The organism is Maritalea sp., from assembly GCF_051251695.1.
Classification (GTDB): Bacteria; Pseudomonadota; Alphaproteobacteria; order Rhizobiales; family Devosiaceae; genus Maritalea.
Window position 1 is genome coordinate 90,673 of record NZ_JBPOEU010000007.1, and the last position, 24,333, is coordinate 115,005.

Below are 24,333 nucleotides of genomic sequence, written 5' to 3' on the forward strand. Positions count from 1 at the left end.
CAAACAAAAATCCAATTCATCGCAATACAACTTCTATCCTAGACATTATGCCGCTCGATTTGCATACTCATTTGAACAGGCGACCAAATTGAGGGCCAACATGCCGCAAAATCCGACCGAACTCGCAAGGTCAATGATGCAGCTTCAACGCAACAGGGTTGCGTGGCCAACATTGGCGGCGTCTTTTGGGTTGTTAGCGCTTTTTGCTTTCGCCACAATTGGTCATCAAAGCGGGCTGATTTCCCTTTGGGTTGCCACGCCTTTGGCATTTATTGCGATCCACTTGAGTTTTGCCGTCGCTCATGAAGCCACCCATAAGACCATCATGAACAATGCGCGGTTTGCGTGGGTCGACCGTTTATTGGGAACGGCCCACGCTTGGCTTTTGCTCTATGATTTCCCGACATTCAAATTCCTCCATCTGCGCCATCACGCCAATACCAACGATCCCGAACTGGACCCTGATTTTTGGCTGCAACACGTCTCCATTCCGGTTGGACTGGTTTTGGGTCTATTTGTGCCCTTGCACTATTTACGCATGTTCATCATTGCGGTTCAAAACAAAGCTGTGTCCGCTCAAATGGCCATTTTCAGCTTCTTGCGGATCGCTGTATTGGTCGCCCTGTTGCTCACATTGCTATTTATCGCGCCAGTGGAAACTTTCTTTTTGTGGCTAGCTCCCGCATCAATCGCGTCTTCAATTATCGCGGTGTCTCACCGAATGCTACACACCATTGAGGAAACGCCAGACCGAAAGAGAACAACAATTATCGTGCGGGGACAGGGCGTTTGGGAATGGATCGTTAGCCCATTTTTTTGGCTCAATAACCATCACTTTTTGCACCATGAATACCCAAAATTGCCATGTTATACCCATGAGAACCTTTTCGCCCAATCCAAACAAAGCTTGAAGAAAAGTGGCGTGCAGGTGCGAACGATCGGCGATAAATCGACCGAGATGGTTGACTGATGGATCAACGTTTAATCCAAACGAATGCTGAATTGGCATGGGCAGACACCCATTCACCCTTGCCCAAGCACTCGGTTTATCGATCAAAAGAAGGGCGCGCTGAGTTTCAGGCCCTTTACGACGACACCTTAAGAAGGTCGCCATACCCGATACAGACGAAAATGGTCTCCACAAGCTTTGGTGCCTCTCACGTTTCCATGATGGGAAATTCGAATGGCGCACCAATCCTCATCCTGCCGGGCATGTCTACGGCGGGGCCGCTTATGCTTGAGTTTTTTGCTTATCTCGCAAAGGACCATTGGCTAATCGCACCTGACCTTATCGGGCAACCTGGACGTTCTGCGGACGTGCCGTTTTCGCCCAAACATAATGCTTATGGCATTTGGCTTAGCGAACTGCTGGATGGGCTTGCGATTGAAAAAATCAATATTGCTGGCGCAAGCTTTGGCGGCTCCATTGGCCTAGAATTGTTAAAATTAATGCCTGGTCGGGTGAACAAACATGCGCTGATTGTTACCGCAGGGTTGACCCCCAAAGTGCCTTACTTCAAAATTTACGCCAAACTATTATTCACTTGGCTTGCCTATCGGTTTGTGCCCAAAAAATCGCTATTGCCGAAAATCGCGCGTCCGCTTTCGCGACACCTAACGCCGGAAAATCTAGAATATCTGGACATCGTCATTCGCCAAACCGCATTTTGGCGACATCGACCAGCAGGACCGTTTTTCAAAGAGGATATGCCTAAAATGATGGAGCCGGTGTTCATCATCTTCGGCAAAAACGACATTCTATTTCCTTACGCTAAAACGCGAAAGCACGCCCATTCGGTGTTAAATATCGGGCAGGAGTTTATTCTGACCCAAAGTGCGCACATGCCAGGAGAAAAAGAAATGGCCCCGATCCACAAGGAAATCGAGGCCTACTTCAAATCTTAAATCTAAATGAGTTTATGCCGCGAGCAAACGCTCAACTTCGTCCACGAGGTCTTTCAAGTGGAACGGCTTTGAAAGCACAGAAGCATCTTTGGGCGCTTCGCTATCTGGATTAAGCGCCACAGCAGCAAATCCGGTGATGAACATGACTTTTAAGTCTGGGTCCAATTCGGTGGCGCGGCGGGCAAGTTCAATGCCATCCATTTCCGGCATTACAATATCAGAAAGCAAAAGCGTAAATGGTTCTTCACGCAACCGCTCATATGCAGAACGGCCATTGTCAAATGCCACCACATCGTAACCCGCATTGCCCAACGCACGCGTCAAGAATTTGCGCATATCGTTATCATCTTCAGCCAACAAGATCCGACGCATTAAATTAGCCCCTCAAAAAGCGATCATCTGATTCGGATTTTGCATCGCCCAGCACTTAAACTCAAGTCAACATTGTCACTATTTATATGAACCAATCAAATCCGCTTGTTCCTGTGGACTTAAAGTCATTTATTCGACACAATATGCGTATTAAAAAATCAGCAAAATCCACGGAGATACTGTTGAAATCTGATTATTTTGACCGCCCTGCGTTTGAAACAATAAGACCACGCACCCAGCGTGCGCCTTTTGTCTTCAATTCCCCCCATTCCGGTCGCGATTATCCCGGTCGGTTCATTGAGCAAACGCGCTTGGACCAACTCAGCATTCGCCAGTCAGAAGATGCATTTGTCGATGAATTGTTTGGCCGTGCGCCAAATTTTGGCGCACCGATGTTACGCGCGCATTTCCCCCGCGCCTATTTGGACGTCAATCGAGAACCTTATGAACTCGACCAATCTATGTTCAGCGATCCCCTGCCCGACAATTTCAACACAAAGTCTCCCCGCGTTGCTGCCGGACTTGGCACAATTGCAAAAATCGTCGCGGAAAAGAAATCAATATACCGCACCAAACTATCGTTGGCTGATGCAACAATGCGGATTGAGGGCATTTACAAGCCTTATCATTTCGCCCTGCAAAATCTGTTGAGCGAAACTTTAGCCAACTTTGGCATTGCTGTGCTGATTGATTGCCATTCGATGCCCAATCTGGACAAACGGGGCAATGCCAGCGCGCCGGACATTGTTCTGGGAGATCGGTTTGGCTCAACATGTCATCCGATGATCGCGGACCTAACCGACACATTATTCACAACAGCAGGCCTTAAGGTTGCGCGAAACCGCCCTTACGCAGGTGGCTTCACCACAAAGACCTACGGCCAGCCGGGCAACAACGTACACGCTTTACAGATCGAAATTGGTCGCCATCTTTATATGAACGAGACCACATTGGAAAAAAACGCCAATTTTGTTCATATGCAGCAGCTCACCGAACAATTGATTTCACTGCTCATCCGGTTGGACCTGCGTCAACTCATTGACTTACAACTCGCAGCGGAATAGCTCATCAATCAAACTTGTGCGTCTGATTTTGCCCAAAAAGGGGGCCGCTCGAAGCGGCCCTAAGTCAAGGGAGGAAACGTTAGCAGCTCCAAGCAATGTGCTGAGCCGCCACGGCATCATGCATCTACTGGGGTGAACTGATTTGCCCCGAAATGCAAGCCATGTACCAGCAACAAAGGGCGCTAACCAGCTAGCTGTTGCCTAAATGACCGTATTTACATCTTAAGATAAAAGTGTAAATTTTTTCTAAACCTATCATTTTCCATAATAAAACCAGCAAGTTGAAAAGTGAACGCAAATATCATGGGCGCAAAAAACCAACCAAACTTGGATTTTGAAGAAATTCACAGAATTCTACAGCTTGCAGGGCAAGAAGCACAAAAAATTACACTTAAATACTTCCGAAAAACCCTGAATATTGACAATAAACTGCGACAAGGGTTCGACCCCGTTACCGCTGCAGACAGAGAAGCCGAATTGGCAATCCGTGCGGTCATCACACAGCATTTTCCAGACCACAGCATATGCGGCGAAGAATGGGACAACAAAGAAACCAACAGCCCCTACCAGTGGGTAATCGACCCAATTGATGGCACCCGCGCCTTTATATCCGGCTTACCAGTGTGGGGCACGCTCATTGCACTTACGTTTGAAGGCAAAGCTGTTGCTGGCCTGATGAGCCAGCCTCATATCGGGGAAGATTTCATCGGTCTGCCAGGCAAAGCAATCCTTACGCACAACAACGTAGAAACTAAACTTTTAACGAGCAAAGTTGAAACGCTTGAGCAGGCTACAATGTTCACCACCTCTCCACGTATATTTCTACACGATAAATCACTTGCAGCTTATAATGAGCTAGAAGCCAGCGTCAAACTGGCACGCTATGGGCTAGATTGTTACGCCTACGCCATGTTGGCTGCAGGGCACGCAGAACTGGTGGTTGAGGAAGGGCTTAAGAACGTAGATATCGCAGCGCTGATCCCGATCATTGAACAAGCTGGCGGCATTGTTTCAACTTGGTCAGGCAAAAATGCAGCTGAAGGCGGTCAGGTCATCGCCGCTGCAAACCCCAAAATTCATGCACTAGCACTTGAATATTTAGCTCCAGTCGCAACGGACTAAGAGCTGCCGGCAAAGCGGAACTAACTCCCCTTCGTGTGCTCTGTAATAAACGCATCAAACGCGGCCAGTGCTTGGGCGCGGATACCATCTGTTTCCATAAAAATCTCGTGGCGCGAATTGGGCAGCACTGCATGACGCCCTATGCGCATACTCATGCCCAATTGCTCGATGGCGGGCGTTGACACGACAGTGTCCGACGCCGCTGCAAGCACCAATACCGGAATACGAACGCTGGATGGAAACTCAGAACTGTTGGCTTTGATCATCGCCTTGAATGACGCGGCGCCCCAACTCACTGTTGGCGCACCGATCTCCAAATCAGGTCGATGATCAAGTGTTTTCACCATTCGCATATACCGACCATGGTCGGACGTTATATCGTTGCCGGGAAATGTCGCTTCGCTGGGGCGTTTAAATTCCCAAGGTTTGAGCGGCAACTGTCCCGCCCCTAAAAACTTGCCGACACTTAACATCGTAGCTGTTGTTGAAAGGCTAAAGCCAGTTTCAACCGCCACCATTGGTGCGGTTAAAAACACCCGATCAAACATCAACTGATCGCGCGTGGTTGCCATGAGGGAAACAAGCCCGCCCATGGAGTGCCCTACTAGATAATATGGCGGGGGGCAGTCCGGCAGCAAAATATCCACATGAAAGCTGGTCAAGTCCGTCAAATAGTCGCGAAAATCTTCAACATATCCGAGTTTCGGATTGGCAATGAGACGCGCCGAACCACCCTGACCACGCCAATCAAATGTCGCCACGTTAAAGCCACGGCTTTGAAAATCCGCAATGGTCTCGAAATATTTTTCAATATATTCAGTGCGCCCCTGCACCAAACAAATGGTGCCTTTGGGCTTATTGCTGGTTGAGGCAAACAATGCATACCGCAATTGAATGCCGTCCTGGGTTTTAAAAAAACCTGCCCGCGCGCCGTCAGGAACTGGATTTGACGGAGTATTGGCTAACTGTGGACCATCCACTTTAACAACTGACGACATACTGCCTCACACTAAATCTATTGAGCGATCAATTCGCTTCTCATTTAGTAGTTCAACCGCAACAAAAAAACCAGCAATCCAAAAATGAATTGCTGGTTCTTTAATTGGGACACCATGCGGGGGGCGGATGATGGCGTCCCATTTCAGATAAGTTTTGTGGCACACTGTGAAGTGATCAGACTTTTTGGCGCCACAATCAAATACCTATCAAAGGTGAACTGAACGATTTCCGAAATAGTCATTCATATTCCGTTCAGGCAGGAAAATTACTGAAATCGTTGGCTGTATTTTTTTAGATGGACAGAACTTTTTTTAAACGAACAGGTCTTGAAACCTAAAATTTATGCACAACATTACAATCGTTGGTTGCCACTGATGGGATCAACTTGGAGCGCCGCCGCTAATATGCGGGTCGTGCCAACAACAACAAAACTGCATGTTGCTCATAGGAGAATATGTTATGCAAAATTTAGACCTATCCCCATTTTACCGCTCAACAGTGGGCTTTGATCGCTTTTTCTCACTTCTTGACGATCACTCCCCACAAGAAGCGAACGCATTTCCCCCTTACAATATCGAACGCACTGGCGACGATACCTATCGCATCACGATGGCCGTTGCAGGCTTCTCGTCCGATGACATCGTGATCGAAACAAAAGAAAACTCGATCAGCGTCAAAGGCGGCAAATCAACTTCTGGCACAGAGCAAAAACGTGAATTCCTCCATCGCGGGATTGCAGAGCGCTCATTTGAACGCCGCTTCCAGCTCGCCGATCACGTTGAAGTACGCGGCGCTGATCTAGAAAATGGCCTGTTGCACATTGATTTGACGCGAGAACTGCCCGAAAGCAAACGGCCACGCAAGATTGCGATTGGATCAACTTCATCAAATGAAACAAAGACTATTGAAAACGAAGCAAAGAACTAAATTGTAACTATACCTAATGCTTCAATAGTTCGATAAATTATACATATGGCAGGCGCAGTTATTTAACAATTACTGCGCCTGCTTTGGCATTTACATTCCAACTATTCTCTTGCCCTGCGACAAAAAAACTTACCTCTCACATCTTGCCCAGACGGATTTTTTCTGGCAATCTGCATCACAAAATAGGACAGCAATATTGTCCATTAAAAAACACCGCACTGTCTTTATCCCATAAAAATTATTGGATATGGACAGTTGAACGCGTGTCATACGCCATTGGTAAGGCGCTAGGGGAGAGCTTGGAAAACCAAGTTCTCAAGCTGAACGGCAACATATCAAATTGCCCGTTCTTTTGAAAATTGTTTGCGCAACGTCGCAACGAGCCGCTCGTGGTATTCCAACGAGCGACCCGAGCAGATGACCTGACCCAAAATTTAGTCCGTGCTGGACTAATGGGCGAAACTTATGGAGGGGCTTATGGCCAACAGTATCGACACCTTGATGGAGAGCGCATCAACAAGCGCGACCTTCGCGTATAATGGTCGTCCCGCCAAGCAGGGCCTTTATGATCCAGCGAACGAACATGACGCGTGCGGTCTAGGCTTCATTGCAAATATCGACAATACGAAAACCCACGATATTGTTCAAAACGGCTTAGACATTTTGATCAACTTAACGCACCGTGGTGCGGTAGGTGCCGACCCATTGATGGGTGACGGCGCAGGCATGTTGGTTCAGATGCCCCATGCATTTTTTGCAAAATCGTTGGATTTTGAACTACCCGCCCCCGGTGAATATGCGGTTGCCATGTTGTTTTACCCCAACAACCAAGACCTAAAAGTTCAGTGCGCCGCTAAACTTGCCGAATGCGCAGAAGGCGAAGGCCTTGAAATTCTTGGTACGCGCGAAGTCCCCACTGACAATTCAGGCCTTTCAGCAGGCGTAATCGGCACCCAACCCATTATCGAACAAGTGTTTTTCGCACGCCCCGAAGGCATGGACACCGACACGTTTGAAACAAAATTGCTCATCACCCGCAAAGTGATTTCAAACACTATTTACGCCGCTTTACCTGCTTCTAACAGCGACAACGGATTTTACGTTGTTTCCATGTCCGCCAGAACGCTGGTTTATAAAGGCATGTTCCTCGCCAATCAATTGGGCCCGTTTTACCCCGATTTAGGCGACAAAGACTTCACGTCCGCATTGGCGCTTGTTCACCAACGCTTTTCAACCAACACGTTCCCGTCTTGGAAATTGGCTCACCCCTATCGCTTTGTCGCTCATAATGGCGAAATCAACACGATCCGGGGAAATGTGAACTGGATGGCCGCGCGCCAAGCATCCGTTTCTTCTGACCGGTTCGGTGATGACATTTCCAAAATTTGGCCCATTTCATATGAGGGGCAATCGGACACGGCCTGTTTTGACAATGCGCTCGAATTCCTTGTGCGTGGCGGCTATGACCTACCCCATGCAGCGATGATGATGGTGCCCCAAGCATGGGCCGGCAATCCGTTAATGAATGAAGAGCGCAAAGCGTTTTATGAATATCACGCAGCGATCATGGAGCCATGGGATGGCCCTGCCGCACTGACCATGACAGATGGTCGTCGTATCGCAGCGACACTAGACCGCAACGGCCTGCGCCCTGCCCGTTATTGCGTCACCAAATCGGGTCAAATCATTTTGGCGTCTGAAGCTGGCGTTTTGGACATCCCCGAAGATCAAATCGTTGAAAAATGGCGTTTACAGCCGGGCAAAATGCTACTGGTTGACCTGGAAGCTGGAAAAATCATTTCCGACGATGAGATCAAAACCAAACTCGCGCAGAAAAACCCCTATCAAAAATGGTTGGGCCGCACACAAATCGTACTAGAAGACGTGCCAGCGGTTGATCGTCACCCGCTAAAATCATCTGAAAGTCTTTTGGATCGCCAACAGGCGTTCGGTTACACAACTGAAGACATCAAGTTTTTGATGACGCCGATGGCAACCACGGGCCAAGAAGCAGTTGGTTCCATGGGCACAGATACACCAATTTCGGCGCTCAGCGATAAATCCAAATTGCTCTATAGCTATTTCAAGCAAAACTTCGCGCAAGTGACCAACCCGCCGATCGATCCGATCCGTGAGGAAAGTGTCATGAGCTTGATTTCCTTTATCGGACCACGGCCAAACTTGTTTGACCTTGAAGGCTTGTCGAACCAGAAACGCCTTGAAGTGCGCCAGCCGATTTTGACCAATGAAGATTTGGAAAAAATCCGCACCATCGGCAATATTGGCGATAACCAGTTCCTCACCGAAACCATTGACGTTACATATGCGGCTGAAAAAGGCGCTGATTGGATGGAAGTGGCTTTGGAAGCGATCTGCGACCGCGCAGAAAGTGCTGTGCTCTTGGGCACAAACATTATCGTGCTTTCTGATCGCCTGCTCAGCAATGACCGAATTGCGATACCAGCGCTTCTGGCGACAGCTGCCGTTCACCATCACCTGATCCGCAAAGGCTTGCGCACATCATGTGGCCTTGTGGTTGAAACGGGCGAAGCCCGCGAAGTCCATCACTTTGCTGTTTTGGCAGGGTATGGCGCAGAAGCGATTAACCCGTATTTGGCATTTGAAACCATCGCGGCGTTACAAGCCGAAGGCCAGTTCCCACCCGAAGTTGATGAACAAGAATGTGTTGATCGCTACATCAAATCAATTGGCAAAGGCTTGTTAAAAGTCATGTCCAAGATGGGCATTTCAACCTTCCAGTCCTATTGCGGGGCACAAATTTTTGATGCCGTTGGCCTTTCTACTCAGTTTGTTGAACAGTTCTTCTTTGGCACAGGCACTTCAATTGAAGGCGTTGGCCTTACCGAAGTTGCGCGCGAAACAGTGGACCGTCACGACCTCGCGTTTGGCGACGATGCTACATTGACCAACTCACTGGATGTCGGTGGCGAATATCAATATCGCGTACGTGGGGAAGCCCATGCGTGGTCACCAAACGCGATTGCCGATTTGCAACACGCGGTGCGCACAGCAGAACAGTCTCCGGCTTCTGCGCAGCAAAAATATGATACGTTCGCCAAAGCGATCAATGATGCTTCTGAAAAACTATTGAACATCCGTTCGCTGTTCGAAATCAAACCGCTTGGCGACCCAATTGACATTTCAAAGGTTGAACCGGCCACTGATATCGTTCGCCGTTTTGCAACCGGCGCGATGTCTTACGGCTCCATCAGCCGAGAAGCGCACACGTCCCTTGCGGTGGCCATGAACCAAATTGGCGGCAAGTCAAACACAGGTGAAGGCGGCGAAGAACCAGATCGGTATAACCCACTGCCTGACGGCTCGCGCAATCCTGAACGCTCGGCCATCAAGCAAGTCGCGTCTGGCCGCTTTGGTGTAACAACCGACTATTTGGTCAATGCGGATATGATCCAAATTAAAGTCGCCCAGGGTGCAAAACCCGGCGAGGGCGGACAATTGCCCGGCCACAAAGTGGACGCAGTGATTGCCCAAACCCGTCACTCCACGCCCGGCGTTGGCTTGATTTCACCGCCACCGCACCACGACATTTATTCAATCGAAGATTTGGCTCAGCTGATTTACGATCTGAAAAACGTCAATGAGAAAGCCGACATTTCAGTAAAACTCGTTTCTGAATTGGGTGTTGGCACTGTTGCTGCCGGTGTGGCCAAAGCACATGCGGACCATATCACGATTTCAGGCTTTGATGGCGGCACAGGCGCGTCGCCTCTTACATCGCTAAAACATGCAGGATCTCCGTGGGAAATCGGCCTTGCTGAAACCCATCAAACCCTTGTTCTAAACCGCTTGCGCTCTCGTGTAGCGTTACAAGTTGATGGTGGTTTCAAAACGGGCCGTGACGTTCTTGTTGGCGCACTGTTGGGTGCGGACGAGTTCGCTTTTGCCACAGCGCCCCTCATCGCTGCGGGTTGCTTGATGATGCGCAAATGTCATCTGAACACTTGCCCTGTCGGGATCGCCACACAAGACCCTGTATTGCGCAAACGCTTTAAAGGCACGCCCGAGCATGTGATCAACTATTTCTTCTATGTCGCTGAAGAACTTCGCCAACTGATGGCAGAAATGGGCGCACAAACCATCAATGAGCTTGTGGGGCGTTCTGATCTTTTGGGTCAAAAGCGAACCGACGACCATTGGAAAGCTCAAGGCATCGACGTTACTAAGCTTTTCCATAAGCCTGAACTGGTTGGCGATGATACATATTATCACTCGCAAACTCAAAATCATGAGCTTGAAGAAATCCTTGATCGCACACTGATCAAGAAAGCGAAGCCAGCTTTGGAAAACGGTGAACCGGTTAAGTTTGATATAGATATCAAATCAAAGAACCGTTCTGCAGGCGCGATGCTTTCGGGCAAAGTTGCAGAAAAATACGGCCTTGAAGGTTTGCCTGAAGACACAATTGCAGTGAACTTAAAAGGCATTGCGGGCCAAGCATTTGGCGCATTCTTGATGAACGGCGTGAGCTTTGACCTGGTTGGTGAAGCCAACGATTATGTTGGTAAGGGCTTGTCTGGCGGACGCATTGTGGTTCGGCCACCTGAAAACACAAATATTGTGCCTGAAAACGCCATCATCGTCGGCAACACGGTGCTGTATGGCGCGGTTTCTGGCGAGTGCTATTTCCGGGGCATTGCAGGCGAACGCTTCGCTGTGCGTAACTCAGGGGCAGTTGCTGTTGTTGAAGGCACCGGCGACCATGGGTGTGAATATATGACCGGTGGCATCGTCGTGGTGATCGGTGAAACCGGTCGCAACTTTGCTGCGGGCATGTCGGGCGGCGTGGCTTATGTGTTTGATGAAGACCAAACATTCCGTTCTCGCTGCAATTTGGCAATGGTCGATATTGAACCGGTGCTGGAAGAAGAAGAATTGATGCGCGAACACCACCACCATGGTGGCGACATCGAATGGCACGGTCGTGTTGATATTTCAGGCGATATGACCAAGCATGATGACGAGCGTTTGCGTCAGCTGATTTCAAACCATTTTCACTATACCGGTTCAACTCGAGCCAAAGCGATCTTGGACGACTGGGAGCAACACCGTTCCAAGTTCGTAAAAGTGATGCCAGTCGAATACCGCCGCGCCATCCTTGAGATGGAACAGCAAAAAAACAAACAATCTTCGGCCAAGGCGTAAGGGAGAACTAAGATGGGTAAGCATACAGGTTTTCTCGAAGTCGACCGTCAAGAAGCACGTTATGAACCGGCTTCGGACCGCATTCGGCACTATAATGAATTTACGGTGCCACTGACCGAGGGTGAAATCGTTCGGCAGGCCTCGCGTTGCATGGATTGCGGCATTCCCTATTGCCATGGCGATACGGGTTGCCCGGTAAACAATCAAATTCCAGATTGGAACGATCTCGTTCATCAACGCGATTGGGAACGTGCCGCGCTTAACCTACATTCAACAAACAACTTCCCAGAATTCACGGGCCGCATTTGCCCGGCACCCTGCGAAGAAGCATGTACGCTGAACTTGGAAGACCAACCTGTCACCATCAAAACGGTTGAGCAAACCATCGCTGATCGTGCCATTAAAAATGGCTGGATTGCGCCTCAGCCTCCAGAAACAAAAACCGGCAAAAAGATAGCGATAGTTGGATCTGGGCCAGCTGGTTTGGCGGCAGCTCAACAATTGGCACGTGCCGGACATGATGTTCATGTGTTTGAACGCGAAGCGAAAGCTGGTGGTTTGTTGCGCTACGGTATTCCAGATTTCAAAATGGAAAAAAGCCATATTGATTTCCGCGTTGAGCAAATGGAAGCCGAAGGCGTTACGTTCCATTATAATGAAAATATTGGCGTCACCCGCACGCTTGAAGGCATTCAAAAAACCCACGACGCTGTATTGCTAACCGGTGGTTCTGAACATCCTCGTGATCCGGGTTGCGAGGGCACAGAATTTGCTGGCGTACATTATGCGATGCCCTACTTGGTGCAGCAAAACAAACGCAATGGCGGCGAAGAAATCGGCGATGCCGATCCCATTTTAGCCACGGGTAAAAAAGTTGTCGTGATTGGCGGCGGCGACACCGCATCTGATTGCGTGGGCACAGCCTTCCGTCAAGGCGCCGTTTCTGTGACCCAAATGGATATCCGCCCACAACCACCTGAAAAAGAAGACAAGCTAACCTCATGGCCCAACTGGGCGATTAAAATGCGGACATCTTCGTCACAAGCTGAAGGCGCAAATCGTGAGTTTCAAGCAGCAACGCTTGAAATCATTAGCGACAATATTGGCCATGTTAAGGGCGTAAAATGCTCTCGTGTGGATCAAACCCGTTCACCAATTGAGGGCGAAGACTTTATTCTCAAAGCCGATCTGGTGCTCATGGCAATTGGTTTCGCGCACCCGATTTTTGAAGGCATGATTGAAGAACTTGGTGCAGACCTTGATCCACGCAAAAACCTTTTTGCTGACACCATGTCTTATAAAACCAGCGTCGAAGGCGTTTATGCCGCGGGCGATATGCGTCGTGGTCAATCGCTTGTGGTCTGGGCGATCCGTGAAGGACGCCAAGCCGCTCGCTCTATTGATTTCGACCTAATGGGGAACACAAGTCTACCGCGCTGACCCCACAATCCGCGCGTTGGATTTGCAAGGCCGACATCAATGCACCCCATTGATGTCGGCTTTATTTATTGTTCTATTGTTCTATTGTTCTATTGTTCTTAAATCAGGTTCTGCAACGGGAGTTATAGAAACCCCAAACCCGTCAGCGCGTCCGGGTTGAACGGCGAATAGCTGGGTAAGAGACAGGTTGGGCTTGTCTGATTTTTGCGCCAACACCAACCCACCAGAAGATTTGGCCTTCTCACCTAGCTCACGCACCGCACCAGCCAATTCAAGTTTTCGCACCTGAGCGACGCCTTGGAACGGAGGGCGCAGCATGCCAGCAACATCGGTTCCCGCTAAAGGATCAATAATGGCAACGCTGATTTCCCCACCGCGATAAAACTGCTTGATGACTTTATCAATAAAGAACGCCGCCTTGTCACTCCCAGCTGACGAAAGGTGAATACCATCCCCCTTGCGCATCAGTTTATTCTGGCCGTTAAGGTCGGGACCATAAGCGGTGTAATTGCCATCTTCATCGGCAAAACGCTCGTAAATATCGACATATTCAGCACCATTGGCGAAAGCCGCAAGGCGATGAAGCGAAGTGATCTGGCTCATGGCTTTGGAGTATGTTCTTTTGCTCATCGGGGGTAAACCCATCCAAACAACAGGTTTGTTAGCCTCTGATAGCGCGCGCAAGAATGAGCTCAACCGTTGTTCGTATTCGGTGCGCCATCCATCTGTAAGGGGTTTGTGTCGGCCATTGCTGGCTCTGATTTCTTGGCGATCATTAATACCAACAGCCACCACGACCATGTCAAATTCTTCGCTGGTCAAATAGGTTTCGATCGCTTTGTTCCAGTCGAAATAATCATCGCGAACAAAACCCGACGAGCCGACACCTTTGCTGACAATCGCTAATTGGGTATCCTTGGCATAATGGCGATCAAGTGCTTTGGCCAAGTCAATGGCCAAACTGTCACCCACAACCAAAAGTGTTCGCGCATCAGGTGCTTTTTCAATCATTTTGATTTTTGGCACGCTCGTAATACTTGGCGACGATTTCCGTTTTGTGGTCTTCTTTACGGGTGCAGTTTTCTTTTTTTCTTCCGGCTTGTTGCGACCAAATAAAACATCAAAAAGCGTGCGCCTCTTCTGCTTTTCGGCCTGCGCAACCTCAATCCGTTCTTGAGCGATGCCAATATTGACGATTGTTGCTGGCGCGAAGGCCAACATCAAAACCACAACCATCAATAATTTAAATGCCCAACGTCGCATCTTGCTCATCGTACCTAGTTTGACTTCATAACCGCATTATAGACGGCAATTGTGGCAAAACCATCTGCCAATTTACCATTTCTCGCCTGCCACGCCCGCAAAGCGTCCTGACTTATTGGGCCGAAACGACCATCCAACTTATCGTTGTAAAATCCGAGTTTCATCAGCTTTGTTTGCAAGTTAATCCGTTGCTGCCGGTTGAGGAACTTTGCACTTTTTGGCCACCCTTTAACGAATGGCCCAGCCCCCTTTATCCGGTCGGTAAGGTGGGCGACGGCCAGCGCATAGGAGTCTGCAAAATTATATCCCTTCAACGCCAGGTAGTTTTGCGTCATCAAAAATTTCGGCCCATTTGCACCAGCGGGCACATAAAGAAAAACCCGTTCGTTTAGATCGCCAAATTCCCGCCCCTTAACGCGTGAAACGCCTTTCCCGGCGAAAAACGAAACCGGACGCAGCTTTGTTCGACCAGCAAGCAGGTAATCAAACCTTTCAGGCAATTGAACTTCATATCCCCAATCGTGGCCGGGTTGATATTTCACACCCAACAACCACTTTGCGCTTGATGCCAAAGCATCTGCCAAAGAATTGTGCGGATCGCGTCGTCCGTCACCGTCAAAATCTGTCCCGTGGGTCAAAAACGCGGAAGGCATAATTTGCAAATGCCCCAATGCACCAGCCCACGAACCTTTTAAACCGCCCTTAGGCGCTTCTTTTTGGGCGACAATCCGCAGGGCGGCAATCAACTCAGCTTCGTCCAGCGCCACCCGCCCCCGCCGTTGATGCACCAAACTAAATAGGGAGCGCAAAACCGGCTTGAAATAGCGGTCATTGTTCATAATCGCACCAAAGTCGGTCTCAACGCCCCAGATGGCGGCCAACATATAGGGATCAACCCCATAGGCCAGCCCAATGCGCTCAAACAGTGCCTTGTTTTTCGCAAACGCATTGCGTCCGCGCTTGATGCGGTCAGCTGTCACGCGCTTTTCAAGATAGTCCCAAATCGGCTTTTCAAATTCAGGTTGAGTGCCCTGCGCGACCTTAATCGATGGGTCTGCAGTCAAACCGTTTGTCGCGGCCCGATAAACGGACTTAGGAATACCAGCCGCAACGGCTTTGGTTTCAAACGAGCGCAAAAATTGGGCAAAACTTTGCTCAGGTGCAGCAAAGACTGCGCTTGTCATCGCAAAGAACGAAACAACGAATATGGATACCGCTAAGCGCATTGCTCTCCCCCAATATGAAACATCAGGAGATTGAAACATTAAAGTTGGCCCATTTCTGGGCGGTCATTGCGGGTCAACAAATATTGTTCCCAGCTATAAGCATGTTCGATAATGCCGCGCAAATCTTCATGCTTGGGCTCCCAGCCCAAGACGGTGCGCACCCGGTCTGCACTGGCAACAATCGCTGCAGGATCGCCAGCACGACGGCCTGTTTCTTCTGCAACAAAGTCAACACCAGTAGTTTTTTTCACCGCTTGCACCACTTCACGAACACTATAACCACGCCCATACCCACAATTCATGGTTGTGCTTTCGCCTCCATTTCGAAGGTAATCAAGCAGCAAAGCGTGCGCTTTAGCCAAGTCGGTCACATGAATATAGTCGCGCACACATGTGCCATCATTGGTGTCATAGTCGGTGCCGAAAATTTTCATTTTGTCGCGCTGCCCCAGGGCAGTTTGGCAAGCGACCTTGATTAAGTGGGTGGCCAACGGCGTTGATTGACCTGAACGCCCCTGCGGGTCCGCGCCAGCAACATTGAAATAGCGCAACACGCCATATTTAATGTCATGGGCTGCCGCCACGTCTTCAAGCATCATCTCGCTCATTAATTTTGAACGACCATAAGGCGATTGTGGGTTTAAAGGATTATCTTCGCTAACAGGTTCTGAACCAGCCATTCCATAAACCGCTGCCGTTGAAGAAAAGATGAAGTTTTTCACCCCAGCATGCACCGCTGCGTCAATTAAGTTGCGCGTGGTGGACGTATTGTTTTGATAATATTTTAGCGGATTCTCCACCGATTCAGGCACAACAATCGAACCTGCAAAATGCAAAATCGATTTGATGCCACGTTCCTGCAAAAGCGCAGTGACAAACTCAACATCACCGGCATTTCCTTCAACAAAATCAACCCGTTGATCAACTGCCCACTGAAATCCTGTGGTCAAATTGTCCAAAACAGTCACACGCTCACCAGCATCTGCCAACTGCAAAACCGTGTGTCCACCAATGTAGCCCGCGCCACCTGTCACCAATATGCTCATCACACGTCCTTAAACAATTTTAACGTAATTTGATCTAACACCTCAAGGGTTGCGATTACATTACACAATGACTAGGTGTAATAGAAATATTTCTAAATTATGGCGTCAAAATTGAGGCCAACGGATATATGATTTGGGATGCTGCCAAAGGATGACATGTTGACAAAAAAAGTTCGCACAGCCGTTTTTCCCGTCGCCGGTCTAGGCACTCGTTTTTTGCCTGCGACCAAAGCCATGCCCAAGGAAATGTTGCCGGTAGTTGATAGACCACTCATTCAATATGCCGTTGACGAAGCCCGTGAAGCTGGAATTGAACATTTTGTGTTCGTAACTGGCCGCAACAAAGGTGTCATCGAAGACCATTTCGACCGCCAAGTGGAGTTAGAAATTACCCTGCATCAGCGCCAGAAGAACGACATGTTGCAAATGTTGAGCGAGGGCCTTCCAAAGCCAGGGCAAACCAGTTTTACCCGCCAGCAGGAACCTTTGGGGCTTGGTCATGCCGTTTGGTGCGCACGCGACATTGTGGGCAACGAACCGTTCGCTTTGCTGCTCCCGGATATGTTGATGCGTTCAAAACCTGGTGTGTTGAGCCAAATGATCGACAGCTACAATGAACGCGGCGGCAATGTTATTGCGGTGGAAGAAGTCGATCCAAAAGAAATCAGCTCTTATGGTGTCGTGGGACGCGGCAAAGGGGAAGACAACGCGTTCGATATCACCGAAATGATAGAAAAACCGTCGGTCGAGAAAGCGCCATCCAACCTTATTATTTCTGGTCGGTATATTCTACAGCCCGAAATTTTTGACCTGTTGAGCAAACAGTCAAAGGGTGCGGGCGGGGAAATTCAGATCACCGACGCGATGGTAAAACTGATGGAACATGATCGCTTTACCGGTGTTAAATATGACGGGCACAGCTTTGACTGTGGCTCTAAAGTCGGTTTCCTAACCGCCAATGTGGTGTTTGCGATGGATCGCGAAGACATTGCTGAAGAGTTTAAAAGCGAACTGCGCAAAGTAGTAAAAGAGCTGTTTAACGACGTTTCTATTGTCGATTAAAGCGTACGCCGGCCTCAATCATATGACGTCGGCTTGCAGCTGCCCCAGTTGGTTCGCGCAACGAAAACGAGTAGTTCGCAAAGGTCGAGATTTGCTCGTTCACCAAATATTGTAAGCCAAGGCCTGCCCGACTGGTTTTTATCTCATCATTGCTATTCTGGTAGTGCTGCCGTTCAATCTCCCCAAACGCGGAGAAAGAAATCTGCGTATTAATCTCTTGATTATAAGTGAGCCTTCCAACATCAACAACGCGCATGGCTTCGCCCGCAACACTGGTTGGGCTTACATTTGTGCTGACATTCAATTGAAGCGCAGCCATATCTGACACTTGCCAAGCAAGACCCGCATTATAGGTGAATGTTTGAACAGCATCTAATCCAGCATCATCAAATGTTTGGCGCAATTGACCAAAGGCGACTTCACCTTGCACTTTTTCATTAAAGTTAACCGCCGCCCCAACCTGCGCTTCATAGGACCAATTGTTGCGGCTCGCATTCAGCGCACTTGACGGTGTGTCATAAAGTTCTCTGTTAATCTGCGCATCAACAAACGCGCCAATTGTCGGTGTAATCTCACGGGTTACCCGGGCACCCAAACCATAGCGCCACGCATTTTGGTCCGCGTTGGATTGAATACTATCATCATTGAGCGTGGTGTCTGCTGTTTGGCCGCGTCCAATGGCGCTGCGTAAATCGACTTGAGTTTTGGCGAACTGATGGCTGTACCCAGCCAATATGCCGAACTGTTGCGTGAAACCCGGCGTTTTGACATCGGTTGGCAATTCCGGGTCAGTATTTCGCGGTTGCTCGATGCTATAGTTTGCCGCAAAATTCGCTTGGCCGCGACGGCTAAGTTGCAATGTCGCGTCAACACCAAGACCGGCGGCTCGGGGGGTAAATTGATTATTTCCAGTTTGCTCAAACTGCGCCCCACCGCTTATGCCCAAGGCCAAATCATCATTTTCGCGTCGCAGTGTAAATTCAGGCGCAACCACCAACATGTGGGAACGGTTTCCGTCTTGGTCCTCAAAACCGCCACGCAAACTAACCGCGCTTTGCAAATCCCAACCGCCGAAAATTTCTTCGCCCTGGACTGTCTGGCAAAGCAACCCAAACGTCACGCCCGCGCCAAGCGCAACGCCAACAATTGGATGTGTTTTGAGTTTTGCTGACAATTCCGGCGCCATCTGTTTAAGGATCCTTTAGATTGAACATGCTGGATTATGGTTAATGAACCTATAAAATGCGCCGACCAATTTTGGTAAAAAACGACGCTATTCAATGACTTGGCGATAAGATAGCACCAAAACATGTGTACAATTTGTATTTTCGTATTAATAGCTGATTAGCCTTAACGGGGTAGACTGCATCCAAGTAAATTGACCTAGCACCCGCGTTTTTGGGTTGCAGTTAGGAGTAAGGTCACATGGATTTAGCCACAATTATCGGCATGATTGCTGGTGCTGCATTTATCGCGCTTGCCATTTTTATGGGCGGATCATTTGCGCAGTTTGTTGATTATCCCTCAATTATGATCGTTGTTGGCGGCGGAACGGCGGCCACCCTTATTCGGTTCCCCTTGTCGGGCGTGATTACAGCATTGGTCACCGGAGGCAAAGTTGCCTTCACCCATAAAAAGGTTGACCCAAAAGACCTCATCGAACAGGTCGCCGAAATGGGCGACATTGTGCGAAAAAGCGGCCCACTGGGTCTAGAGAATGTCGAAACACAGGATCCCAACCTTAAAAAGGGCGCTCAATATATCGCTGACGGTTATGACGCGGCTTTCATCCGCGAAACGATGGAATTGGAACGTGACCAGTTCATCACCCGTCTTTCCGAAGGACAGCGGGTTTTCAAATCTTTGGGTGATGCGGCTCCGGCTTTTGGTATGATCGGAACTCTTGTTGGTCTGGTGCAGATGTTGGCCAACATGTCTGACCCTGCAGCGATTGGCCCAGCCATGGCGGTTGCTCTTTTGACCACGATGTATGGTGCTGTTTTGGCCAACTTGGTGTGTCTGCCCTTATCCGACAAACTCGCTTCTAAGTTAGAAATAGAAGACATCAATCAGACGTTGATCATCGACGGCATTATGTCCATTCGTGATGGCAAAAGCCCGGCTTTGATCAAAGAAATGCTGACCGCCTACCTGCCCGAAAAACAACGCGATGCTTTGGAAGAAGCTGCGTAAGTGGCAACGAATTTAGGGGACTGAAATGGCGAGAAAGAAAAAACAAGGCGGTGGTAGTGACATACCCGAATGGCTTGTCACCTTTTCCGATCTTATGTCCATTCTTGTGGCGTTTTTCGTTCTTATCGTTTCGTTTTCAATTCAAGACGACGAGAAACTTCAAGTTGTTGCAGGCTCTTTAAAAGATGCGTTTGGCGTTATCCAAATCGAAGCGCGCGCCGGTATTATCGAGCGCGATGGCAATCCCCAACGCGAATACGTCAAAGCCATTGCGGTTGAAGAGCAAAATACTCAAACCGAATATTCTGACATCAAACATGATCAGCGTTCAAAACAGGGCCCAGAAGCCAACACCCACGATATTGAAAAATCCGAAGTTGAAACGCCACGAGAATTCGCTCTGGCAACAACAACATTGCGCCAAGCTTGGCAAGAATTGCCTGAAATCACCTTTGTCGCCGATAATTTGTTGATCGAAGAAACCGAAGAAGGTTTGCACATCCAAATCGTGGACCAAGAAGGTCGTTCGATGTTCCCAGAAGGGTCAAAATACCCCTATGAGGCTACACGTCAGGCGCTTTCTGTCATGGCTCCAATTCTAAAGACACTGCCAAACCAAATTCGGATTACTGGCCACACGGCCGCTGGCGCAACATATCAAACTGCATCCTATGGCCCCTGGGAATTATCATCCGACCGGGCAAACGTCGTGCGTCGATTGATGGAAGAATATGGCCTACCGTCAGAACGCGTTTTCTCGGTGGTTGGCAAGGGCGACGCGAAACCATTGTTCCCAAATGACCCCTACCTATCTGCAAACCGTAGAATTTCAATTTTGGTGATGCAGGAAAGCCCACCCGTTCCAATTGAGCTAGAGCCCTAGACGGTTATCAGTTTAGTGAAAGCCAAGATCCGCCAAGTTTGCTTTGTGCTTTGCGGTCGCCTCGACTAGAAAATCAAGGAACACATCGGTCTTTGGTGATTGGGCGCGACGCTCGTGATAAAGTGCCACCCTGTGTCCCCTATCATCCAAAACCTCAGGCAGCACCCGCACCAATTCGCCGGATTTAAGATAATCCACCGCATAGTCTGCCGGTAAATTCGCAATCCCCATGCCAGAAACGGCACCATGTTTGAGCGTGTGATAACTATTGGTCCGAAACACTGCCTCGTTGTGAATAATTATGGGCCGCCCATCAATGCGCATCTGCCACTGCCCTTGTCTTTTCGGCCAATCGAAATACATCAGACGGTGTTGATTTAAACCCTCCATGGATTGAGGCACCCCAAACCGGTCCAGATATTCAGGAGATGCCACCAAGAAATTGACATGAGGCAATAATTTAAGGGCAATAAAAGCGGAGTCTTCCTCAGGCTTCATTGTGCGAACAGCCACATCAATATTGTGGCTCACCATATCCAAATAGCGCCGATCCGTATCAAAATCGATCAGCAAATCCGGATAGTTTGCACAAAATGCTGGCAACATCGGGCTCAAAAAACTCTCCCCAAATGCAACCGGCACGGTGACATGCAATTTGCCCTTTGGCCGGTTCCCAGCGCGCACCCGATCTTCAACACGATCGATCTCAAACAGCGCAATTTTCACGCTGCGCAGATATTCCTTGCCGTCATCAGTGAGTTGAATTGCCCGCGTCGTTCTTCGGATAAGTACTGTTTCTAGACGCGCCTCCAACTGGGCGATTGTTTTACTTATTGAAGAAGCTGGCAAAGAAAGCGCATTGGCTGCCCGCGCAAAGTTGCCCTGCGCTGCAACCATAGCAAACACACGCATCTGCTGCATTTGGTCCGTACGTCTAGACATTCCACCCTCCATTAGTTCTTTAGAAGAACTAATAGAGGCATATATGTTGGGCTGTCGAGGCTAAAAAGAACTAATCACATCTAAATATTAGTACGGCTGCTGCACGTATCCGCCCGCAGAAAGCCCACGCGAACGCTTAAAAGCTAGTCAGAAACATCCACATGTAAAACGGTTGCATCAACAGAAGTAACGCTAACCATTTGACCTTTGTCGGCGTCGGGCCCAGTAACCCGCCAAAAGCTATCGTCGATCTTAACACGTCCGACGCCGTTCAAAATTGGCTCATCAAGGACAAAGCTTTGGCCAACTAGCTTGTGATTGCGTGCATTTAGGAACGGGCGATCTGAAACGTCTTTTCGCCCCTTAAAGTAAAGCGTCCAAACCGTCACGCTTGCAACGGACAACAGGGCGAACAATATCCATTGGAGCTGCCAGTTCAACGATTGGGTTAGTGTTGCGACGCCCACAAGCACCGCAGACACGCCAAACCAAACAAAGACCCCACCGGGAACCGCGAGTTCAATCGCTAAAAGAACGAACCCGCCAATAATCCAAGACCAACCGCCATATTCGACTAGTAAACCAATGATATCCATTTTTAGCTCTCCGAATTCGGAACGCGCCCGTTGTTACGTTGTGGCTTATCACCGCCAAAAGCTTCGCGGGCGATCTCTGCGATACCGCCAACCGCGCCAATAACATTTGCCGCTTCAATTGGCATCATAAGCACTTTTTGATTTGGAGATTTCGCGATACTTTCAAGCGCCTTGATGTAGTTGTTCGCGACAAAATAGTTCACCGCTTGCACATCACCCTGGGCAATGGCCTCTGACACCATTTGGGTTGCCTTTGCTTCCGCTTCAGCAGAACGTTCGCGCGCTTCCGCGTCTCTAAAGGCAGCTTCTTTACGACCCTCAGCCTCCAGCACTTGGGCTTCTTTTTCACCCTCTGCTTCAAGAATTGCACTTTGACGACGGCCCTCAGATTCCAAAATGGTCGCCCGCTTTTCCCGCTCGGCCTTCATTTGCCGACCCATAGCTTCAATTAGGTCTTTTGGCGGATCAATATCTTTAATCTCAATACGCGTAATCTTAACGCCCCAAGGTGATACAGCCGCATCAACAACGCTGAGCAAGCGTGAATTGATACCATCCCGATTGGACAGGAGTTCATCCAAATCCATTGATCCCATCACCGTACGAATATTGGTCATCGTCAGGTTCAAAATCGCGTTCTCAAGATTGTTCACTTCGTATGCCGCAGCGGGTGCATCCATAACTTGGTAGAACGTCACCCCGTTTGCTGTGACCGAAGCGTTATCGCGGGTGATGACCTCTTGGTGGGCAACATCAAGCACTTGTTCCATCATATTCAGCTTGCGCCCGATCCCATCCACAAAAGGAATGATCAGGTTAAGCCCGGGGGTAAGTGTTCTTGTGTAACGCCCGAAACGCTCAATGGTGTAATTGTACCCCTGCGGTACGGTTTTAACGCCAGCAAGCAGCACCAAAACAACCAAAAAGGCGCCCACAATAATGGCAATTGAAAATCCGTCCATAATGCTCTCCAAAAACTGAATCTATTGAATATGTGGGGACAATGGGCCGGTTTTACAAGAAATTCAAACGAATTCGGGAAACCACTTCACTTCGTGATTGGACCGCTTATCGCATAATCAAACCCAGCCAGACAGTTCGCGCCGCACAACATCTTCTATAACGTTCATGCCTAACTCACTATCGTTGAGACAGGGGATGTAGGCAAATTTTTCGCCCCCTGCCTCCATGAACTCTTCCTTGCCTTCCATCGCAATCTCTTCAAGCGTTTCAAGACAATCTACCGAAAAGCCCGGCGTTAGAATGGCGACTTTTTTTACCCCTTTTGCTGGCAGTGCTTCCAGCGTTTTGTCGGTATAGGGTTGCAACCACTCTTCCGGTCCAAACCGAGACTGGAACGTGACCATCATTTTGTCTTCGGCCCACCCGAGTTTCTCGCGCACCAGCCGGGTCGATTTGATACATTGGCAATGATAAGGGTCGCCCTTCATCAAGTAGCTTTTTGGCACTCCATGATAGGAGGTGATGACCAAGTCAGGTTCGAAATCCAATCCCGCAAGCCCATCTTCAATCGAGCGCGCGATGGCGCTTACATAGGCGTCAGTCTCAAAATAGGCAGGCGCCGTGCGAACTGCAGGCTGCCAGCGCATTTGTTGGAGCGCTTCAAATGCTTTGTCATTGGCAGTTGCCGTTGTTGCGGCGGAATATTGCGGGTAAAGCGGCAACAGCAAAATTCTGTCGCATCCCTGTTTTTGTAAGGTTTCAAGCTTTGATTGCGTGGAAGGATTACCGTAACGCATTGCATAATCAACCACGATGTTATCGTGACCTGCCAACGAAGAGCGCAAAGCTTTTACTTGCCCCTCAGAAATAACCCGCAACGGGCTATCGCCATTTTCATAATCCCAAATCTTATCGTAAGCCGCACCCGACTTTTTTGGGCGCACAGTCAAAACGATCCCGTTCAAGATCGGCCACCAAATCAACTTTGGTATTTCAATGACCCGTTGGTCAGATAAAAACTCTTTCAAATATCGACGCATAGACCAATAGTCAGTGGCGTCAGGTGTGCCCAAATTGAGCAGCAATACGCCCACTTTTTTGGATAAAACTTTAGGGTGGTCAGTTGGGAGTTGCGACGACATTTTG

At 49.1% G+C, this 24,333-nt stretch carries 20 protein-coding genes; 10 read left to right on the forward strand and 10 right to left on the reverse strand.

All coding sequences use genetic code 11. The features are described 5' to 3' along the window. Positions 1-100: 100 nt before the first annotated feature. Together ACSHWX_RS05695 and ACSHWX_RS05700 are read left to right on the forward strand one after the other, a co-directional pair. Positions 101-970 (forward strand): fatty acid desaturase family protein, encoded by an 870-nt coding sequence (locus ACSHWX_RS05695; RefSeq protein ID WP_435667226.1) that lies wholly within the window; start codon positions 101-103, stop codon positions 968-970. Continuing rightward, positions 970-1,905, forward strand: a complete 936-nt coding sequence (locus ACSHWX_RS05700) for an alpha/beta fold hydrolase (RefSeq protein ID WP_435667227.1) — start codon at positions 970-972, stop codon at positions 1,903-1,905. The genes ACSHWX_RS05695 and ACSHWX_RS05700 overlap by 1 nt, the downstream gene beginning before the upstream one ends. 12 nt (positions 1,906-1,917) lie before the next feature. Here ACSHWX_RS05700 and cpdR read toward each other — a convergent pair whose 3' ends face one another. Then, entirely contained in the window at positions 1,918-2,277 is a 360-nt protein-coding gene (gene cpdR, locus ACSHWX_RS05705) for a cell cycle two-component system response regulator CpdR (RefSeq protein ID WP_435667228.1), read from the reverse strand. Between the two features lie 182 nt (positions 2,278-2,459). Between cpdR and ACSHWX_RS05710 the strand changes: the two genes are divergently transcribed. Then, positions 2,460-3,341, forward strand: coding sequence for an N-formylglutamate amidohydrolase (locus tag ACSHWX_RS05710; protein WP_435667229.1), 882 nt, complete (start codon positions 2,460-2,462; stop codon positions 3,339-3,341). A gap of 303 nt (positions 3,342-3,644) precedes the next feature. Then, positions 3,645-4,463 carry a histidinol-phosphatase gene (gene hisN / locus ACSHWX_RS05715; protein WP_435667230.1) on the forward strand — a complete coding sequence of 273 codons (819 nt, stop codon included), beginning with the start codon at positions 3,645-3,647 and terminating at the stop codon, positions 4,461-4,463. Between the two features lie 20 nt (positions 4,464-4,483). Here hisN and ACSHWX_RS05720 read toward each other — a convergent pair whose 3' ends face one another. Further along, positions 4,484-5,461 carry an alpha/beta fold hydrolase gene (locus ACSHWX_RS05720; RefSeq protein ID WP_435667231.1) on the reverse strand — a complete coding sequence of 326 codons (978 nt, stop codon included), beginning with the start codon at positions 5,459-5,461 and terminating at the stop codon, positions 4,484-4,486. A 460-nt stretch (positions 5,462-5,921) separates the two neighbouring features. Between ACSHWX_RS05720 and ACSHWX_RS05725 the strand changes: the two genes are divergently transcribed. The 3 genes from ACSHWX_RS05725 (at position 5,922) to ACSHWX_RS05735 (ending at position 13,013) form a co-directional block, all read left to right on the forward strand. Beyond that, positions 5,922-6,389 carry an Hsp20 family protein gene (locus tag ACSHWX_RS05725; protein WP_435667232.1) on the forward strand — a complete coding sequence of 156 codons (468 nt, stop codon included), beginning with the start codon at positions 5,922-5,924 and terminating at the stop codon, positions 6,387-6,389. A gap of 477 nt (positions 6,390-6,866) precedes the next feature. Further along, positions 6,867-11,573 carry a glutamate synthase large subunit gene (gene gltB / locus ACSHWX_RS05730; protein WP_435667233.1) on the forward strand — a complete coding sequence of 1,569 codons (4,707 nt, stop codon included), beginning with the start codon at positions 6,867-6,869 and terminating at the stop codon, positions 11,571-11,573. A gap of 12 nt (positions 11,574-11,585) precedes the next feature. Next, entirely contained in the window at positions 11,586-13,013 is a 1,428-nt protein-coding gene (locus ACSHWX_RS05735; RefSeq protein WP_435667234.1) for a glutamate synthase subunit beta, read from the forward strand. An 81-nt stretch (positions 13,014-13,094) separates the two neighbouring features. Here the strand turns inward: ACSHWX_RS05735 and ACSHWX_RS05740 are convergent, their stop codons facing one another. Genes ACSHWX_RS05740 through galE form a run of 3 tightly spaced genes read right to left on the reverse strand, consistent with a single transcriptional unit; the run spans position 13,095 to position 16,548 of the window. After that, positions 13,095-14,276 carry an SGNH/GDSL hydrolase family protein gene (locus ACSHWX_RS05740; protein WP_435667235.1) on the reverse strand — a complete coding sequence of 394 codons (1,182 nt, stop codon included), beginning with the start codon at positions 14,274-14,276 and terminating at the stop codon, positions 13,095-13,097. 14 nt (positions 14,277-14,290) lie between these two features. Further along, positions 14,291-15,502, reverse strand: coding sequence for a lytic murein transglycosylase (locus ACSHWX_RS05745; protein ID WP_435667236.1), 1,212 nt, complete (start codon positions 15,500-15,502; stop codon positions 14,291-14,293). A gap of 38 nt (positions 15,503-15,540) precedes the next feature. After that, a complete protein-coding gene (gene galE / locus ACSHWX_RS05750; protein ID WP_435667237.1) occupies positions 15,541-16,548 on the reverse strand; it encodes a UDP-glucose 4-epimerase GalE in 1,008 nt (335 codons plus the stop codon). Between the two features lie 159 nt (positions 16,549-16,707). On the opposite strand from galE, the gene galU reads away from it, so the two are divergent. Beyond that, a complete protein-coding gene (galU, locus tag ACSHWX_RS05755; protein WP_435667238.1) occupies positions 16,708-17,610 on the forward strand; it encodes a UTP--glucose-1-phosphate uridylyltransferase GalU in 903 nt (300 codons plus the stop codon). Here galU and ACSHWX_RS05760 read toward each other — a convergent pair. Then, a complete protein-coding gene (locus tag ACSHWX_RS05760; protein ID WP_435667239.1) occupies positions 17,597-18,796 on the reverse strand; it encodes an outer membrane beta-barrel protein in 1,200 nt (399 codons plus the stop codon). The genes galU and ACSHWX_RS05760 overlap by 14 nt on opposite strands. Positions 18,797-19,035: 239 nt before the next feature. On the opposite strand from ACSHWX_RS05760, the gene ACSHWX_RS05765 reads away from it, so the two are divergent. Together ACSHWX_RS05765 and ACSHWX_RS05770 are read left to right on the forward strand one after the other, a co-directional pair. Next, positions 19,036-19,803: a motility protein A gene (locus ACSHWX_RS05765; protein ID WP_435667240.1), complete on the forward strand. Its 768-nt coding sequence runs from the start codon at positions 19,036-19,038 to the stop codon at positions 19,801-19,803. Positions 19,804-19,828: 25 nt separating this feature from the next. After that, a complete protein-coding gene (locus ACSHWX_RS05770; RefSeq protein WP_435667241.1) occupies positions 19,829-20,686 on the forward strand; it encodes a flagellar motor protein MotB in 858 nt (285 codons plus the stop codon). Positions 20,687-20,698: 12 nt separating this feature from the next. Here ACSHWX_RS05770 and ACSHWX_RS05775 read toward each other — a convergent pair whose 3' ends face one another. From ACSHWX_RS05775 to hemH, 4 genes are all read right to left on the reverse strand, one after another. Next, complete coding sequence (locus ACSHWX_RS05775; RefSeq protein ID WP_435667242.1) at positions 20,699-21,628, reverse strand: LysR family transcriptional regulator; 930 nt, start codon at positions 21,626-21,628, stop codon at positions 20,699-20,701. Between the two features lie 143 nt (positions 21,629-21,771). Further along, positions 21,772-22,224 carry an NfeD family protein gene (locus ACSHWX_RS05780; RefSeq protein ID WP_435667243.1) on the reverse strand — a complete coding sequence of 151 codons (453 nt, stop codon included), beginning with the start codon at positions 22,222-22,224 and terminating at the stop codon, positions 21,772-21,774. Positions 22,225-22,226: 2 nt separating this feature from the next. Next, positions 22,227-23,186: an SPFH domain-containing protein gene (locus ACSHWX_RS05785; protein WP_435667244.1), complete on the reverse strand. Its 960-nt coding sequence runs from the start codon at positions 23,184-23,186 to the stop codon at positions 22,227-22,229. Between the two features lie 117 nt (positions 23,187-23,303). Continuing rightward, a complete protein-coding gene (hemH, locus tag ACSHWX_RS05790) occupies positions 23,304-24,329 on the reverse strand; it encodes a ferrochelatase (RefSeq protein WP_435667245.1) in 1,026 nt (341 codons plus the stop codon). Positions 24,330-24,333: the final 4 nt, after the last annotated feature.